Origin of the sequence: Marinomonas sp. NPDC078689, from assembly GCF_044542435.1 — a bacterium.
GTDB lineage: Bacteria > Pseudomonadota > Gammaproteobacteria > Pseudomonadales > Marinomonadaceae > Marinomonas > Marinomonas arenicola.
On record NZ_JBITUJ010000001.1, the window covers coordinates 587,619 to 604,400 of the forward strand.

Genomic DNA, 16,782 nt, shown 5'->3' on the forward strand with positions numbered 1-16,782 from the left:
TTTAACCTTAAAATGTATTCGTTATCTGTTTGTTGTAAGAGAAACGGCATCAAGCACCTCTCGATAAGCCTGTTGTTCGTACTTTGCAAATCCTGATAATTGGCGGGCTTTTACTTTGGTAAAAATAGGTTGGGTAAGACCCGTCAAAAATCGTGTTACTAACACTTCTGTGATTAGACTATTAGGGCTTTTATTTTGCATATGAGAGACGAATTCATTGATGTAAAAAGCCAAGTTTTGCTGCCAATTATCCTTCTCTGAGGTTGGTGCGGCAAAAGCCAATACCTTACCTTTGCACACCGAGCAGTGGCCGCAGTGCTGTGGTGCATTCTGATCACCAAAATATTTAGCGAGGTTGTGATTTAGGCAACGGTCAAGTTGGAAAAAACGAATCATGGTAGCGATGCGCTCTATTTCAGAGCTTTCTTTTTCTTCAACATACTGACTGAGTTGGTTGAGCAGGGTTTCCTGATGAAAAACCTGAGTATTCACTTGATAGACCTCAGTAAGCCCCTTGCTCTCCAGTGTGATTATATTTTGATCAGCAAGATGTTCTAGCACTTGTAATACATCACCTCGGGTCACGCCCGCTTGTTGATACATGGTATCAAAGTTGGGTGTTCCCCAAATCTTCTTATACTGAATACCGTTTAATATCGCATCATAAGTGGATTGCATCTCAGCTGGAAGGTGCGCTTTAAAAGCATGGCGATCCGTTTGCCATTTTAATCGAACTTCTGCGTAGTAGCTGTATTTTGGCTCTATTGCGTCAAGCATTTCGAGCTGTACTAACAGCGTTTTTAGCGGTAAAGAGCGAATGTTTGTTTGGTTGGAAAGGCCATAAAGCTGGGTTTCCCATTGATCTGTATGCCACTGTTCATCATGAATTGTGTGTTCTTTGATTTGGTCGAGTAGATTCTGTATTTCATGGCGTTGTGGGGTATCACCATAGACGAAATTTTCTAAGGTATGAAGGCCTTCTAAGCTTGCGAGCATGACACAGCGGCTAGGTAAATTATCACGCCCAGCACGGCCAATTTCTTGGCTGTAGTTTTCAATGGATTTGGGTAGGTCATAGTGGACGACAAGACGAATATCCGCTTTGTCGATACCCATGCCAAACGCAATGGTGGCGATAATTATTGGCGTTTGACCGGACATAAAGTCTGCTTGAATCTGGCGCCGCACATCGTCCTTTAAGCCCGCATGATAAGCCTTCGCTGGAAAACCCTCTGTCATCAGTGTATTGGCAATGTCTTCCGCTGTTTTCTGTTGAGTCACATAGACAATACTTGGTCCTGAAACCTCCTTAAGGAGGCGCTTTAGTTCAAATATTTTGCCATCGCTTTGTGCTGGAATCAGCTCAATGTCCAAATTGGCGCGGTAAAAGCCAGTTTGAGTGATGTGTTCAGGGTAAATATTGAACTTCTGTGCCATATCTCTTTGTACACGACGTGTTGCCGTTGCCGTAAGCAATAATACCAAAGGGATTTGCAGTTCTTGTTGGTAATGAGGCAGTTTTAAATAATCAGGGCGGAAATTGTGTCCCCACTCAGAAATACAATGGGCTTCATCAACCACCAACATGGAAATAGGGACTTGCTTAATAAAGCGGCGAAAACGTTCGTTTTTAAAGCGCTCAACAGAAATCATTAAAATGTTAATGGAACCGTTTTGCACGCCTTCCATAACCGCTTGGCTGTCTTCTTTACTTTGGCTTGAATCTAAGCTGGCAGCGGCGATGCCCTTGCTGCGCAAAAAATCTAATTGATCGTGCATCAAGGCAATCAGTGGTGAAATAACCAAGGTCAGATTAGGTAGCTGGGTCGCCGTAAATTGATAACATAATGACTTGCCTGAGCCAGTTGGGAATACCGCTAATGAGGAGTGTCCAGCGAGTAACTGCTGAATGGTTTGCTCTTGACCTTGGCGGAATTGATTAAAGCCAAACAAGGCGTCGAGTTTTGATTCTAATGGATTCATCGAGATATGTTTCCCCATTCTAGTTCACAGCTTTTTAACTCATTTAGGTGATTGATCCAGTATTCATCACTGGTAAACCAAGGGAAAGCTTTGATAAAAGCAGGATCATGCCAGCGTTGTTGTAACCAAGCGGCATAGTGGATTATTCGAGCGCTTTTAAACACATCAATTAAACCTAGCTCACGTGTGTCGAAAGGCAAATAGGTTTCATATCCTTCGATCATTTCGCTGAGCTGCTGTTTTGGGTTTTCCGTTTGCGTTAGGTGTAGCCACAGGTCTTGAACCGCCACACCGTTTTGGCAATCATCAAAGTCGAGAAGATGAAATTGTTCATTATGAAGCATCAGGTTGCTACGGTGACTATCGCCATGAACTGGGCGTAATTGTGTTGGCCAATAGACATTGAGTTGGGCTGCGCTCATCTCATGAAGGCGGGAAATTTGCTTTTGATAGTCTGTTTTAAGCCGTTGTGGCAAATGTTCTCCTGCCAATATTTGTGCGCCAGCTTGTTCTATTTGTTCCAATGGAGACACGCTAATGCGGTGCGTGAAAGGGGTTGGCATGGCTTGATGAAGTTGCCCCATCCGTTCACCAAGCTGATACAGCTGATCTAGGTTATCTGCCTCTGGGTGCTGCCCTGTCAATTTTGCTGAAAGCGCAAAGTAGATGTCGTTATGCAAGAACAGTGTCTTACCTTCGAATGCCAAGGGGGCGACGACGGGAACACCTTGTTCTTGCAATGCGAGCAAGGTGTCATGTTCTTCGCGGATTTGTGCCTCAGTCCAACGTTCTGGTCGGTAAAATTTAGCAATGACCGGCGAACTGTCCTCAATGCCCACTTGGTACACTCTATTCTCATAACTGTTGAGCGGGTAAATACGCGAATCACTCCATAATCCTGTGGATTCAACGGCGTCTAAAATAACGTCAGGAACTAGGCTTGAGAAAGTGTGTGTCGCGGACATAATATTGGCTCTAAAGAAGTAAAAAGGCAGTGATGAAAACCGAAAAGCGCATCTGGTAGCCCAAGAAAAAGAGGGGTGGCCTGATAAAAGTATTATAGCAAAAATATGCGCGAATTAGGGGGGGGAGGGAAATGCTGAATGGAACAAACAGCCAGATCCGATTGATCCGACTGCTTGTTGTCTGTGGACTGATTATTTTTCTAACGCTTCCTCTGACGAGTCAAGAGCGCTGTCAGTACTGGGTGAACTTGATGGGTCTTGATCCATCATTGCGTCGCCAGCATCTTGCTCAATGCTGGATGTGGATGTGGTCGTGTCTGTTGCCATTTCGTCCGTTACGCCGCTGTCTTTAGCGGGTGTTGTCGTGACGTCAGCTGTTTTTTGGGCTGATTTTTTAGCCATCTCAAGTTGCGCCATTAAATTAGCGACTTGATTCTGTAGCGAGGTGATGTATGCGGTTTTATCAGCAAGCTTGCTATTGAGCGAATCAATTTGTTTATTCAGTATGTCTAAATTGTTATTTTGCTTAACAATAGTGGCCTTTAAGTCTTGCTGGGCCGTTTGTACTGCTTGCTCGTTTTTCATGCTGTCTTTGATAAATTGAACAATAAGCTGCCCCTGTTTACTCAATCTTTGATCACGAGAGTCGACGGCGCCCAATTCATTAGAAATCGCCAGCAAGAGTTTCTCGAAGTTCAAAATATAGCGTTCATTGGCACTTTGCGGCATGGCTCGAAGTTTTTTCACCGCAATGGACACTTGCTCTGCATGATTAATGGCAAACATCACCGCATCGGCTTTTTCTTTAATTTTTGCAGTGGCTCTTGGTTCGGCGGCAATGAATGCTTCAGCGTCCATTAACGCAGCTGAGGCTTGTGCTAACGTTTGTGGGGCATAGTTTTTCACTAGTGCCAGTTCCAGTCTTTTCAACTTGTCTTTAGCGTCTGACAAGTACACTTTAATGGCGGTTTTTATTTCTAACCCACGCTGTTTGCCTACTAAGCTTGGCTGAGCCGTGATGGCCGCATCAACTTTGCCATTCGCGACTTGATCGACAAGGTTTTTTAGCTCGTTATCCAATTGCTTATAGGTTGTTGGGTAGAGTGTGTCTGCCCCAATTTCTTGCAATTGTTTGCGGTTTGAAAAAGCGTCTTCGAGTGCGGTCAAAGCTTGCTCACGAATGCCTTCTGCTTGGCTTATTTTGGCATGAAAGTTATTTAGGCCTTCTTGCGCCGCTTCTATATTGGTTTGAGAATTAAAAAAGCCAATACTGTCGTTTGCTTCGCTGGGGTCAGAGGCAAATTCTGCGTAGTATTCTTTGGCTTTGTCGAGCGCCTGTTGTGCCTGATTGACCTGCTCTGTGGCGAACCAATCCAGCTTGCTGTCTTTTGCTGATGTCAGTGTGGTCGTGGCGTTGTCGATGGCTACCTTGACGGCTTCTATGTCTGCAGATAACTGTGTTTGAGCAGCGGTATCGGCTTGGCTAGGTGCAGATGAGCTACTTGGAGAAGAGGCACAGCCAGCTAACGTTAGGGTGATTGCAGCCATCATGGCTACTATTTTAACCTGGTGTTTCATTACATAATCCTTATTGCAGAATAGTAGAAAACGTGATCGCTCGTCGTTATCGATAAATGCATAAAATCGTCTTTTGCTGTCAGTTTCTATTCGAAATACTGACGCTTTGTTGAAGTGCGTAATAGTAGCTACCTGCAGCGAGCAAGTATAGGTGGTGGTGCCAGATTCCATCAAAGAAAGCGAAGATAAGGGGCAGGAAAAAAATAGCCTCGCGAGGGCGAGGCTATTTATTCATCAGAATGATAACAATGCGCTGTTATTGATTAAAAGTGAAAGGGCGATCGCCGTCTTCATCTTTAATACGAGTAGGTAAGCCCATCTCATTCAATAGACCTAAGAAAGGTTTTGGATCAAGTTGTTCGACGTTGCGCATTTCTTTTGCGTCCCAAGTGCCGTTGGCAACGAGAATAGCGGCTGCAACAGGAGGAACACCTGCGGTATAAGAAATACCTTGGCTACCCACTTCGTTGTAAGCGTCTTTGTGGTCTGCAACGTTGTAGATAAAGACTTCTTTTTCTTTGCCGTCTTTGATGCCTTTAACAACATCGCCGATGCAGGTTTTACCTGTGTAATCTGGCGCCAAAGAAGAAGGATCAGGAAGTACGGCTTTTACCACTTTAAGCGGCACTACTTCTAAGCCTTCTGCTGTTTTCACTGGCTGTTCAGACAATAATCCTAGACTTTTTAGTACGGTGAAAACATTGATGTAATGTTCGCCAAAGCCCATCCAGAAACGCACATTCGGCACGTCTAGGTTTTGAGAAATAGAGTGAACTTCGTCGTGTCCAGTCATGTAAGCGGTTTGCTTACCAACGACAGGAAGGTCATCTGTTCGACTGATTTCGAACATTTTATTTTCTTGCCACGCGCGGTCTTGCCAAGAGTAAACACGTCCGGTGAATTCACGGAAGTTGATTTCTGGGTCGAAGTTGGTCGCGAAGTATTTGCCGTGGCTGCCTGCATTGATATCGATGATATCGATGTCGCTAACGCTGTCAAAATAATCGTTGTAGGCAAGTGCTGCGTATGCGTTCACCACACCTGGATCAAACCCTACGCCAAGAATAGCGGTCACGCCTTTGTCTTTACATAATTCGCGGCGTTTCCATTCGTAGTTTGCATACCATGGTGGTGTTTCACAGATTTTTGTTGGGTCTTCATGAATTGCTGTGTCTAGGTAAGCTGCGCCAGTTTCGATACACGCTTCTAGTACCGACATGTTGATAAACGCAGAACCTACGTTAATGACGATTTCAGACTGGGTGTCGTTAATCAGCTTAATAGTGGCAGGTACATCAAGAGCATCAAGAGCGTATGCCTGAATGCGACCCTCGACTTTCATGCTGCCCTTTTCTAGGACACTGGCTACAATATCGTCGCATTTTGCAACGCTACGGGAGGCAATTGCGATATTGCCCAGTGTGTCATTGTGTTGGGCGCATTTGTGGGCTACAACACGAGCCACGCCTCCGCCACCGATAATTAGGACATTTTTTTTCATAGTAACGCTCTCTCCAAAATAAAAAGTGTGAACCGCCTTAACTTGTGATCAAGAAAGGTTCTGCACAAAGTCGTTATAGTCGAATTCCCTCACAACCTCGATGCTGCCATCCAATTGGCGTATGGCAATAGACGGCATCTTAACACCGTTAAACCAGTTCTTTTTCACCATGGTGTAACCTGCCGCGTCTTGAAAAGACAAGCGGTCCCCTACTTGCAATGCTTTGTCGAACTTGAATTCACCAAAGATATCGCCAGCTAAGCAAGATTTACCACACACCATGTATTCATGTTCACCATCGCAAGGGGCCATTTTAGCGTTTTCACGATAGATTAATAAGTCCAGCATATGGGCTTCAATTGAGCTGTCTACAACGGCCAAGTTTTTGCCGTTAAATAAGGTATCCAAGACAGACACTTCCAATGTGGTGCTGTTGGTAATCGCGGCTTCACCAGGCTCTAGGTAAACTTGTACTTGGTAACGATCTGCAAAGGCTTTTAGACGTTGGCAGAAAAGGTCAATAGGGTAGTTTTCACCGGTAAAGTGAATGCCGCCTCCTAGACTGACCCATTTCATTTGTTTGATCAAATGACCAAAACGGCTTTCAATGTGAGTGAGCATCTCATCAAAGCGTTCGAAACTGTCGTTCTCACAGTTATTATGGAACATAAAGCCAGAAATTTGTTCCATCACGGTTGCGATTTTTTCTGGGTCCCATTCGCCTAAACGGCTAAATGGGCGAGCAGGATCCGCAATAATAAAGTCAGAGGTACTGACTTGAGGATTAACTCTTAAACCACGAGTTTTATCGCGGCTAACCTCATTGAAACGGGAGAGCTGCCCAATGGAGTTAAAGATGATTTTGTCGCTGTTCGCAAGGACGTCTTCAATTTCATCGTCGGTATAAGCCACGCTGTAAGCATGAGTCTCACCTTGAAATTTCTCTTTGCCTAATTTCACTTCATACAAAGAAGAAGACGTGGTGCCGTCCATGTACTCTTGCATTAAGTCAAACACAGACCAGGTTGCGAAACATTTAAGCGCCAAAAGGGATTTGGCTCCGGACTGTTGGCGCACGTAAGCAATCTTCTCTAAGTTTTTTAGAAGACTGGCTTTATCAATGAGATAATATGGTGTCTTGATCATGGCAACGGCCCATTTTTGAAAAGGCGTATTCTAGAGCAAAAATGGGGGCGTTTTCTAGCAAGATTTTGCTATTTTACCACTTCATTTTTTCTCAAAAATTGTTTGGAAAATCAAAGTCGAATGGAAGTTCGGTTTCGAGTTTTTAGGACGATGCTTAGCAAGGATCCAATCGAACAAATAAGACAAAATGTCGCCATCTTCTAATTTCTCCTTGAGAAATCATCTTGCTCCCCTACAATGCCGCCTTCGCTTGTCACTTAATGTGGCTTTATTTGTGGGTTTTATTGCCGTTTTGGCGAATTCCCCTGTGCTTATTTGTCGGTGAGCACATTATGCTGTTAGGAAGATATTGAGATGAATGCGGTTGTTGTAGGTGTTGCCTTAATGTTGATATTAAGTGTGGCGCGTTTAAATGTGGTGATTTCGTTGTGCGTTAGTGCAATCACTGCCGGTCTGGTCGGCGGTATGAGCCTATTAAAAATCACTCAGGTATTTGAGCAAGGACTTGGAGAAGGGGCTGTTATCGCCTTAAGTTATGTGATGCTAGGGGCGTTTGCCGTGGCCATTTCTCGCTCTGGCTTAACGGATTGGCTTGCGCATAAAATTATTGCCTTAATTAACCGTTCACCAACGCCTAATCATGTTGCTCTAATGCGTACCTTGGTGTGCTCGGTATTATTAATTATGGCCATTTTCAGTCAGAATTTAATCCCAGTACACATTGCCTTTATTCCTATTTTAGTTCCGCCATTATTACACGTCATGACTTATTTAAAGCTTGATCGTCGTTTGATTGCTTGCGTTTTAACATTTGGTTTAGTGACGCCTTATATGGTGTTGCCTGTGGGCTTTGGTGGTGTCTTTTTGCATCAGCTGTTAGCGAGTAATCTAGCGGCTAATGGCTTGACCGTTGACCCGAGCGCCATTGCGCCAGCGATGTGGTTGCCTGCAACCGGCATGGTGATTGGCTTGCTGATTGCCGTTTTCTTTAGTTACCGTAAGCCTCGCGAATACGTAACCTCAGAAAATGAGTTCAATTTGGATTCTCTAACCTTGCCAAGTCGTAATGCTATTATGGTGTCTTTTGTGGCCATTGTGGTTGCCTTAGCGACACAGCTTTATACCGGGTCTATGATCTTTGGGGCGTTAAGTGGTTTAGCGGTCTACTTTATTACAGGTCAAATTAGCTGGAAGCAATCTCAGACAGTGCTGTCTGGTGGGGTTGAGTTGATGGCGATGATTGGTTTTATTATGATCAGTGCCGCCGGGTTTGCCGCGGTGATTCGTGCAACCGGTGAGGTTAACTCCTTGGTTAATCTATTGGGTGGTTGGCTTGGCTCAAATCAAGCCGTTGCGTCTGCTAGCATGTTGTTGGTTGGTTTGATTGTGACAATGGGGATTGGCTCGTCGTTTAGTACCATTCCTATTATCGCAACCATTTATACTCCCCTTGCGATGCAGCTTGGGTTTAGCCCAATTGCAGTTGTGGCCTTGGTGGGAACCGCGGCGGCGCTTGGCGATGCTGGCTCACCAGCTTCTGACTCTACATTAGGGCCTACTTCTGGTCTGAATGCAGATGGGCAACATGATCATATTAGAGACAGTGTTATTCCAACATTTTTGCATTACAACTTACCGCTTCTTGTGATGGGCTGGGTCGCTTCTTTAGTGCTTTAAAAGGGCAATAGAGCATAGGGTAGTGCTTTGCTAGCGTGAAACTCGAGTCTTGGGGCTTTCATTTTTAACGTGGCTGTTTTTTCATGATGATAGAATGCAGCCCTGATTTACCTAGATGGTTAAGGAACTCTGTTCTATGTTGAATTTAGTAATCGGTCTGGTTATTTTCTTTGGTTTGCATTCGGTGCATATCTTTGCACCAGAGTGGCGTGCTCGCAGTATGGCGAAAAACGGTGCTGTGCGTTGGCGCATGCGTTTTGGTTTGATTAGCTTATTGGCCATTGCGTCTATTGTGATGGGCTTTATGCAGGCCCGTCTTGCGCCTGTGTGGCTTTGGAATCCACCAATGTGGACTCACCAAATAGCGTCTTTATTGGTGCTAGTGTCTTTTTATTTTGCAGCCGCGGCGCTGATTCCAGGCACCAAATTGAAATCCATGGTGGGGCATCCTTTTCTACTGGCGATTAAATTGTGGGCCTTTGCACACTTAATCAGTAATGGCACGTTAGCCGACCTTGTCTTGTTTGGTGGTTTCTTGGTTTGGTCTATTGTTAGCTTTGCTGTGGCTCGCCGTCGTGACCGAGCCGCTGGCGTAGAGAAGCCTGAATACATTGGCGTGCACATGGATCTTGCCGCGTTTGTCGTATGTATTGTGTGTTGGTTCGCCATGGTGTTCTTCTTACACAAAATGTTGATTGGTGTTTCTCCTTTGGTTTAATGCAATCTAGGCACCAATCAGAATCCCCAACTGGCTAAGCCAGTTGGGGATTTTTTTTGCTTAGTAAAATCGACGTTTAGGTTCTAAAAATATTAATGTTATCAATTAGGTCTTGTGCCAACACTTTTAGTTCTTCGGCGCGTTGTGCGCTGAGCGTTGATAACTCAACCAGCTCGACAGAGCCTTGCTGAATGTCATTGGTGTTTTGATTGATTTCAGCGGTGACACTGGTTTGCTCTTCGGTGGCGGTGGCAATTTGCGCAGCGCGATCGTTGATTAAGCTAATAGACTGTTGAATATTGTCTAGGCTGATTTTAGCTTCATTTACATCAAGGACACTGCCTTCTGCTTGCTCATGGCTCTTCTGGATCTTAAATACGGCATTTTTGGTTGTGGTTTGCAGTGTTTCGATCATTTTTTGAATTTCTTCAATCGAACTATAAGTGCGCTGTGAAAGTTCTCGTACCTCGTCTGCAACAACCGCAAAGCCACGGCCATGTTCTCCTGCACGAGCGGCTTCAATGGCGGCGTTAAGGGCTAACAGATTCGTTTGTTCGGCGATGCCGGAAATGGTCGTCAAGATGGCACTGATGCCATTGGCGTTGCTGCTAACGTTGTTAATAACATGGGCAACTTCTTGAACTTCTGTGGCCAGAGCTGAAATGCTGTTTTGGCTCTTAATCACTTGGTTTTGGCCAAGTCGGCTTGCGGCAACGGTCTCATCTGCATTGCTTGCCGTATTAGTGGCATTGTTAGCAATCTCTTGTGTGGCTTGAGCCATTTGATGAACTGCAGTAGCCACCATAGAAATGTTTTGTTGTTGTTCTGCTAACTTTGCGTTGCTATCGCCCGAGCTGTCGTGGGCATAGGTCGCTTGTTGAGAGAGTTGTTGGCCGATTTTTTTAAGGTGTGAAATGGTGCCGTGTAGCAACTCTACGAAGTTGTTAAAGTTCGCCACCAATAGCGCAATTTCATCTTTGGAACGGGTTGTTAAACGCTGTGTTAGGTCTCCGTTGCCGTTGGCAATTTGCGCCATGCTGTCAGACACTCGACGCAAGTCTTTTAATAAGAAGCGCGTGACTTGGGTGACGATTAAGGCGGCCAACAGGATGATTATTAGAGAGATAATAATGGTTTTGATGCCCAGACTTTTCACGGGAGCATCCAATACCGACTTTTTCATTATCATGCCCAAAATCCATGGGCTGCCTTCAATTTTACTGGTGTACATTAGGGTGTCTTGACCTTTTAGGCTAAAGGTCTTGAACTGAGGGGCTTGGTTAACCTGACTAAAAAATTGCTTGTTGAGACTAGGGGATAACTCCGTTGCATTTTTTAAAATCAATTGGACATTTGGGGTCGCAATGATCTTACCGCTTTCATCAAATAAAGTGCTGTAACCATCGCCTTGTACTTGCAGCGCTAAAATGCGATCCATCACTGTGTCTAAAAACACCAACCCCCCTAATGCACCTTTAAACTGACCATTGACAAGGATGGGTTCCACGAAGGTCATCGACAGTTTTTTGGTTGAAGCAGAGATGTAAGGGGCGGTAACAAACGCTTTGCGTTTCGCTTTGGCGTCTTTATACCAGCCGCGGACTCTAGGATCGTAAGAGGCGCTATTTAACGAGGGGTCATGGCGATACATATTGCCGTTTTCTAAGCCAAGAAACGTCATGCCAAACTGCAGGCTGGTTTGTGCCTGTTGCAGAATGTCTAGTACCGCTTGCTCGCTTAGATTTGGGTTGGCTTGTAGCTGTGCTTCTACTTTGTTACGCATGGCAACCAAGGCATTACGACGGTCTTCTGACCAGCTATTAATATAGGTAGAAATAGCATCGGCTTGGGAAGTCGCTTCCGCTTCTACGCGGGATGAGCTGGAGGATTCGAATTCATAATATGAAAGAAAGCCAACGCTAAGGGTGACGATAATCGCGACGATAATTGATTGTAATGTAATCTTGGCTTGTAGCGAAAGACTCATAATAACTCCATTTATAATTCAGTGGTGGCTTGTATGTGGGCGTTTTTTTGCTGATAAAACGCTAAGCCAAAGTCGAGAGTGAGATAAGGCGCTACGCGTATTCTTTGTTGTATTTTATTGTTGGCATAAAAGTAGCACCGTCATTATAGAGATTTTCATCTGAGTGACGAATAAAAAATGGTTTACGGCATAAATAGTATGGCTAAGCGCCCTGAGTGCTGACAGTTTTAAGGGGAATGTGTTATCTTCCGCGGCCTTTTTGGTTATTAAGATAGGCAGAGATTGAACATGATTTGTGGATTTGATTACGGTACATCGAACTGCGCAATCGGTATTGAAGAAGATGGCAAAGTGCGATTAGTGCCTCTTGAAGGCACAAACACCTTTTTGCCATCAACGCTTTATGCGCTTGACCGGGATCTGATATCAGAGTCCGTTGCAAGAAACTTGACCGACCCTCAAGCAAGAGCATTATTTGTTGAGCAGCGTCGTCTTATTTTGTCGCGCGCACAAAGAGTACGTCGAGAAGAAGACATTGCCAGTGATGAGCAGGCCTTATTTTTTGGTCGAGCCGCTTTTTCTGAATATTATCAATGGCCTGAAGACGGGTATTTTGTTAAATCTCCTAAGTCCTTTTTAGGTGGCAGCGGACTGCGTGAGCAACATATTCACTTTTTTGAAGATGTGGTTACCGCGATGATGCAAAACATCAAGCAGCAAGCTGAGAAAAGCTTAGGACAAGAAATCACTCATACGGTAATTGGTCGTCCGGTTAACTTTCAAGGCATTGACTCTGAAGCGAGCAATCGCCAAGCATTGGACATTCTAACGACAGCGGGTAAACGGGCTGGTTTTAAAGAGATTGAGTTTCTGTACGAGCCGATAGCGGCAGGTTTGGATTTTGAAGCCAAGATGACGCAAAACCAAACCGTGCTGGTGGTGGACATAGGGGGGGGGACCACCGACTGCGCTATGGTCAAAATGGGCCCTGATTTCGCATCAAAAGAAGACAGAAGCGCTGATTTTCTAGGACATACTGGTGAACGGATTGGTGGTAACGATCTAGATATTCGAGTGGCAGGTAAGCACCTGATGCCGCTTTTTGGTATGGACTCGAACCTAAAGACTGGGTTACCAATGCCGACGCAGCTTTATTGGAATGCTGTGACTACCAACGATGTCACGGCGTTGGCAACATTTAATAGCCTAGAAACCAAGCTGCAAATCGAACAGTTACGTTTAGATGCGTCTGAACCGAAATTGCTTGAACGCTTTTTGCATTTGCGTGAAGAAAAGCATAATTACCATTTGGTTCGCAATGCAGAAGAAGCCAAAATCGCTTTGTCAGATCAGCAAGAACACAAGGTGTCGCTGGATTACATTGAAAAAGGGTTAAACCGCTCCATCTCTCGCGATCAGTTTTCACATTCGATTCAACCGCCATTAGAAAAAATGCTGTCCTTAATGAGTGAGGCGATCAAGCAAGCGGGCGTGCAACCTGATGTAATTTATATGACGGGTGGCTCTGCGAAATCTCCAGTTATTAGAGAAGCGATCCAGCACAGAATAGGCGATGTTCCAGTCCTTGATGGTGACCACTTTGGCAGTGTTGCCGCTGGGCTTACGGTGTGGGCTAAACGTATTTTTCGCTAGTTTTGACCGCGTTGTATCATGAAATTGAATGAAGATATTGTCGACTTGACGTATTTTCATTCAGAGTCTAGAAAGGTTACTTTTTAGGTTGCTTATTAGTGAGTAACTTCATAGGCTTTGCGAATCTACTCTTTTATAGGGTAGTACGAATAAAGGTGTCAGTGTAACTGATGAAACGGGAAACGAGTGCGCTTCAGGAAGAAGCTAATCTGGTACTGCCCCCGCAACGGTAAATAAGTCAGGAAGCCATGCTTGCTCCCACTGTGAAAATGGGAAGGGACAAGTCGCTGCTTATGAGTCCGGAGACCGGCCTTTATTTTTTATGTTTTTTGCCAAGCAAAAAACGATTAATTGAAATCATACGGGTGAGTATGAAACATTTATTGGAGGCACATAGTGCATATTGAACCAGGCGTTGTCACTGGCGCTAAAATTGTTTTGAGTTATGCAACGGCATTTGCGGCATTAGGGTTATCTGCAAAATCGTCCATCGATGCGATTCGTGAACATGGTCTAATGACCTTATTGGGGCGAAGCATCATCACCAGCGCATTGGTCTTGTTCTTTTTCCAGGTGTTGCCGCATCAGCCGGTAGGCGTGTCAGAAGTTCATCTTATTTTAGGCTCTACTTTGTTTTTGATATTTGGCCCTGCAGCCGCCTCTATCGGTCTGTTTATGGGATTGTTGATTCAAGGTGTCTTTTTCGCTCCTTTTGATTTGCCGCAATACGGTATGAACGTAACAACTTTGCTATTGCCTCTTTTTGCTATGGCGGCTGTGTCGCGACGGGTTATTTCTGAGCGTACGGCGTATGTGGATATTGGTTACGCACAGGCGTTGAAACTGTCGTTAACTTACCAAGGTGGCATTGTACTATGGGTTGCTTTTTGGGCATTCTATGGTCAAGGCTTTGCCGTTTCTAACTTGTCTGCTGTGGCGAGTTTTGGTGTGGCTTATTTAAGCGTTGTATTGATTGAGCCACTTATTGATTTGGCTATATTGGCAGGCGCTAAAGGAATGAAACAAGTGAAGCGTTCTCCTCTGGTAGAGCAGCGTCTTTTTAACTCATAATCCTGTTCTTTGTTTTACCGCCTTCTTTGAAAACGCCTCTTCTTATACCTCAGAAGAGGCGTTTTTGTCTCTGGTTGAACAATCAGTGTGATAGCGGATGGATTAACGGTTTTCTGAGTCGTGCCCCTGCTTACAGACAAAGTCTAAAAAGGCTTGGTTTGCCTGAGAAAGGTAAGCGCCTTTGCGCCATGCAATGCCAAGGTCGAGCCAAATGGGTGGGTTAAAAGGGCGTGAAATAAGTTGATCGTCACCCTCGACCACCATGCTAAGCAAGGTCGAGACGCCAAAGCCTTGTTGCGTAATGGATTTAATGAGGGGGATTAAGTTAGTTTCAAAACCAATTTTAGGGCTTTTGCCGGTTTCTCTTGCAAGCCTGTCTACCACTCGTCGATGAAAATACCCTTCTTTAAACATCACCAACTCTTCATCAAAAAAGGCATCGGGTGTGATGCTTTCTAGTTGACTAAAAGGGTGATCTTTGGCCACAGTGACGCGCATTTCTTCTTTAAGTAAACGGTGAGTTTCTAAGCCTTCTGGTAAGGTTTCCGCAACAATGACGCTTAAATCGAGTTCGCCGTCTTCGAGCATTTTTTGCAGCTGCCAAGTGCCTCCCTCAATGACCTTTAAATTGATCGTTGGGTGACGGTGTCGAAATGCCATGAGAATAGGGGGGAAGTAATAAGAGCCCAGCATGCTCGGAATACCAACGCGGACTTCACCTTGATTTAGGCCTTTTAGCTCATTCATTTCTAATAATGCATCGTCGGTCGCTTGAATGATTTTCTCTGCGTGTAGCAGCAGGCGTTTGCCTTCGTCGGTTAGGCTGATCTTACGGTCTGCTCTGTGCAGTAGGGTCAAGCCAAGTTCTGTTTCCAGTTTTTTGATGGCCATACTGACGGCTGGTTGAGCCACATTCAATTGCTCTGCGGCACGGGTAAAGCTGGCGTTTTTGGCTATCGCCAGAAAATAACGCAGTGGTTTAATATCCATCAATATTATTGATCCTATAGATAACTAAGATATATTTTATTGATAAAGTGGCGAGGCGTATAGTGGCAAATAACGGATGGATCTGGGTGCTTTTCTATTCGTTTTCTTTTATCAGCAGTGAATCATTTGGGGTAGTGTGTGATTGAGGTGGGCAGTGGTGTGTTCTGGCGAGGAACACTCGCGTTAGTGTTGGGCTCTTTTATGGTGTTTGCCAATGTGTATGTGACACAGCCATTGCTGCCAATGATCGCCAATGAATTCAATATCAGCCCCTTACAGGCCACCGCCAGTTTTACCATTACCACATTAACGTTAGGCATATCGTTGCTTTTTTATGGTCCCATTTCCGACGCTTTTGGGCGCAAAGGCATCATGATCATGACCATGGTGGGGATCACGCTGACCACCTTGGGGTTGTCCTTCGTACAAAGTTATGAATCCTTGTTGTTGCTTAGGGGCTTACAAGGTTTCTTTCTCGCCGGATTGCCCGCCATCGCGGTGGCGTATTTGGGCGACGAATACACACCTGAAGCCTTGATGGTCGCCGTCGGTTTGTATATCAGTGGTAACACTTTAGGTGGTATCGGTGGGCGCTTGATTGGTGGTTTTGTCGGGGAATGGTTGGGGCGGTCGTCTACTTTTGCGGTGATGAGCGGGATCAGCCTTATTTGTATGACGGCGTTCATCCTTTTATTACCCAATTCCAAACGTTTTGATCCCAAACCTCTACGGGTATCGCATATTGTTTCCAATATGTGGAACCATTTAAAAAATCGTCGATTGGTCACCTGTTATTTTATCGGCGGCTTTAGTTTTTTTATTTTTATTAATCAATACAGCTACATCACCTTTGTATTAGAAGAAGCGCCTTACCATTTAACCTCGAAATACATAGGCATGTTGTTTCTCACGTATTTATCGGGCACTTTAGGATCGGCTATATCAGGCCGCTTAGCGAGACGTTGGCCGCAACCTAATATTATGGTGTTAGGAACCTGCATTCTAATGTTGGGGTCTCTGGTTACCTTGGGCGGCACGCTTTGGGCGATTATTTTAGGTTTGTTAATCAACAGTTTTGGTTTTTTCTTGTGTCATTCAACGGCGAGCAGTTTTGTCAGTCGTAATGCTAAGTTTGCGAAAGCCAGCGCCTCCTCTTTATACCTTGTTTTTTATTACCTTGGAGCCAGTGTTGGTGGCTATTATCTTGACCCATTTTGGCGTGCTGAAGGTTGGCTTGGCGTAGTCGTTGGCTCGTGGATTGTATTAGTATTTGTTGCCTGCGCTGGCGTTAGTTTGATCCGCCTGACTAAGCCTGTGCTTCAGCCTCTTTCAGAAAGTCATTAGTTTTTCGTAGTCGCATTCTTAGGTTTGTATAGGAAAAATGGCGGCGATTTTCCACAGATAAGTAATCGTGCTTTTTTTTCCCCGTTTATTGCGGAAAGTCTTCATGCTTGCGTCGTGATTTCACTGAGGAGATGGCGTAACCTAAGCAACATTATTTTAAAGTAGTGTT

The 16,782-nt window shown here is 44.8% G+C and carries 12 protein-coding genes and 1 riboswitch; of the genes, 5 read left to right on the plus strand and 7 right to left on the minus strand.

The window, feature by feature from the left end; all coding sequences use genetic code 11:
• Nucleotides 1-21: 21 nt before the first annotated feature.
• The 5 genes from ACIGBN_RS02710 to nspC all read right to left on the minus strand — a co-directional run bounded on the left by ACIGBN_RS02710 (nt 22) and on the right by nspC (nt 7,173).
• Nucleotides 22-1,983 (minus strand): ATP-dependent DNA helicase RecQ, encoded by a 1,962-nt coding sequence (locus tag ACIGBN_RS02710; protein WP_396663506.1) that lies wholly within the window; start codon nt 1,981-1,983, stop codon nt 22-24.
• Nucleotides 1,980-2,948 carry a serine/threonine protein kinase gene (locus ACIGBN_RS02715; protein WP_396663508.1) on the minus strand — a complete coding sequence of 323 codons (969 nt, stop codon included), beginning with the start codon at nt 2,946-2,948 and terminating at the stop codon, nt 1,980-1,982. The genes ACIGBN_RS02710 and ACIGBN_RS02715 overlap by 4 nt, the downstream gene beginning before the upstream one ends.
• 192 nt (nt 2,949-3,140) lie before the next feature.
• Nucleotides 3,141-4,526 (minus strand): hypothetical protein, encoded by a 1,386-nt coding sequence (locus ACIGBN_RS02720; RefSeq protein ID WP_396663510.1) that lies wholly within the window; start codon nt 4,524-4,526, stop codon nt 3,141-3,143.
• Nucleotides 4,527-4,782: 256 nt separating this feature from the next.
• A complete protein-coding gene (locus tag ACIGBN_RS02725) occupies nt 4,783-6,027 on the minus strand; it encodes a saccharopine dehydrogenase family protein (RefSeq protein WP_133001582.1) in 1,245 nt (414 codons plus the stop codon).
• Nucleotides 6,028-6,075: 48 nt separating this feature from the next.
• On the minus strand, nt 6,076-7,173 hold the full coding sequence (gene nspC, locus ACIGBN_RS02730; RefSeq protein ID WP_133001581.1) for a carboxynorspermidine decarboxylase: 1,098 nt from the start codon (nt 7,171-7,173) through the stop codon (nt 6,076-6,078).
• 354 nt (nt 7,174-7,527) lie between these two features.
• On the opposite strand from nspC, the gene ACIGBN_RS02735 reads away from it, so the two are divergent.
• Entirely contained in the window at nt 7,528-8,850 is a 1,323-nt protein-coding gene (locus ACIGBN_RS02735) for a Na+/H+ antiporter family protein (protein ID WP_133001580.1), read from the plus strand.
• A gap of 136 nt (nt 8,851-8,986) precedes the next feature.
• Nucleotides 8,987-9,568, plus strand: a complete 582-nt coding sequence (locus ACIGBN_RS02740) for an NnrU family protein (protein WP_133001579.1) — start codon at nt 8,987-8,989, stop codon at nt 9,566-9,568.
• Between the two features lie 76 nt (nt 9,569-9,644).
• Here ACIGBN_RS02740 and ACIGBN_RS02745 read toward each other — a convergent pair whose 3' ends face one another.
• On the minus strand, nt 9,645-11,555 hold the full coding sequence (locus ACIGBN_RS02745) for a methyl-accepting chemotaxis protein (protein WP_396663513.1): 1,911 nt from the start codon (nt 11,553-11,555) through the stop codon (nt 9,645-9,647).
• Nucleotides 11,556-11,843: 288 nt separating this feature from the next.
• On the opposite strand from ACIGBN_RS02745, the gene yegD reads away from it, so the two are divergent.
• Together yegD and ACIGBN_RS02755 are read left to right on the plus strand one after the other, a co-directional pair.
• Nucleotides 11,844-13,208, plus strand: a complete 1,365-nt coding sequence (gene yegD / locus ACIGBN_RS02750; RefSeq protein ID WP_341562593.1) for a molecular chaperone — start codon at nt 11,844-11,846, stop codon at nt 13,206-13,208.
• Nucleotides 13,209-13,344: 136 nt separating this feature from the next.
• Nucleotides 13,345-13,538, plus strand: a riboswitch (cobalamin riboswitch).
• Between the two features lie 66 nt (nt 13,539-13,604).
• Nucleotides 13,605-14,279 carry an energy-coupling factor ABC transporter permease gene (locus tag ACIGBN_RS02755; RefSeq protein WP_133001576.1) on the plus strand — a complete coding sequence of 225 codons (675 nt, stop codon included), beginning with the start codon at nt 13,605-13,607 and terminating at the stop codon, nt 14,277-14,279.
• A gap of 102 nt (nt 14,280-14,381) precedes the next feature.
• Here the strand turns inward: ACIGBN_RS02755 and ACIGBN_RS02760 are convergent, their stop codons facing one another.
• A complete protein-coding gene (locus tag ACIGBN_RS02760) occupies nt 14,382-15,269 on the minus strand; it encodes a LysR family transcriptional regulator (protein ID WP_133001575.1) in 888 nt (295 codons plus the stop codon).
• Between the two features lie 138 nt (nt 15,270-15,407).
• Here ACIGBN_RS02760 and ACIGBN_RS02765 point away from each other — a divergent pair, with 138 nt between their 5' ends.
• Nucleotides 15,408-16,613, plus strand: a complete 1,206-nt coding sequence (locus tag ACIGBN_RS02765; RefSeq protein WP_396663516.1) for an MFS transporter — start codon at nt 15,408-15,410, stop codon at nt 16,611-16,613.
• Nucleotides 16,614-16,782: the final 169 nt, after the last annotated feature.

Excerpts from the sequence above, each read along its gene's own strand:
- nspC (WP_133001581.1), bottom strand. The coding sequence starts at position 7,173 with ATGATCAAGACACCATATTATCTCATTGATAAAGCCAGTCTTCTAAAA.
- yegD (WP_341562593.1), top strand. The coding sequence starts at position 11,844 with ATGATTTGTGGATTTGATTACGGTACATCGAACTGCGCAATCGGTATT.
- ACIGBN_RS02715 (WP_396663508.1), bottom strand. The coding sequence starts at position 2,948 with ATGTCCGCGACACACACTTTCTCAAGCCTAGTTCCTGACGTTATTTTA.
- ACIGBN_RS02740 (WP_133001579.1), top strand. The coding sequence starts at position 8,987 with ATGTTGAATTTAGTAATCGGTCTGGTTATTTTCTTTGGTTTGCATTCG.
- ACIGBN_RS02745 (WP_396663513.1), bottom strand. The coding sequence starts at position 11,555 with ATGAGTCTTTCGCTACAAGCCAAGATTACATTACAATCAATTATCGTC.
- ACIGBN_RS02725 (WP_133001582.1), bottom strand. The coding sequence starts at position 6,027 with ATGAAAAAAAATGTCCTAATTATCGGTGGCGGAGGCGTGGCTCGTGTT.
- ACIGBN_RS02710 (WP_396663506.1), bottom strand. The coding sequence starts at position 1,983 with ATGAATCCATTAGAATCAAAACTCGACGCCTTGTTTGGCTTTAATCAA.
- ACIGBN_RS02735 (WP_133001580.1), top strand. The coding sequence starts at position 7,528 with ATGAATGCGGTTGTTGTAGGTGTTGCCTTAATGTTGATATTAAGTGTG.
- ACIGBN_RS02720 (WP_396663510.1), bottom strand. The coding sequence starts at position 4,526 with ATGAAACACCAGGTTAAAATAGTAGCCATGATGGCTGCAATCACCCTA.
- ACIGBN_RS02760 (WP_133001575.1), bottom strand. The coding sequence starts at position 15,269 with ATGGATATTAAACCACTGCGTTATTTTCTGGCGATAGCCAAAAACGCC.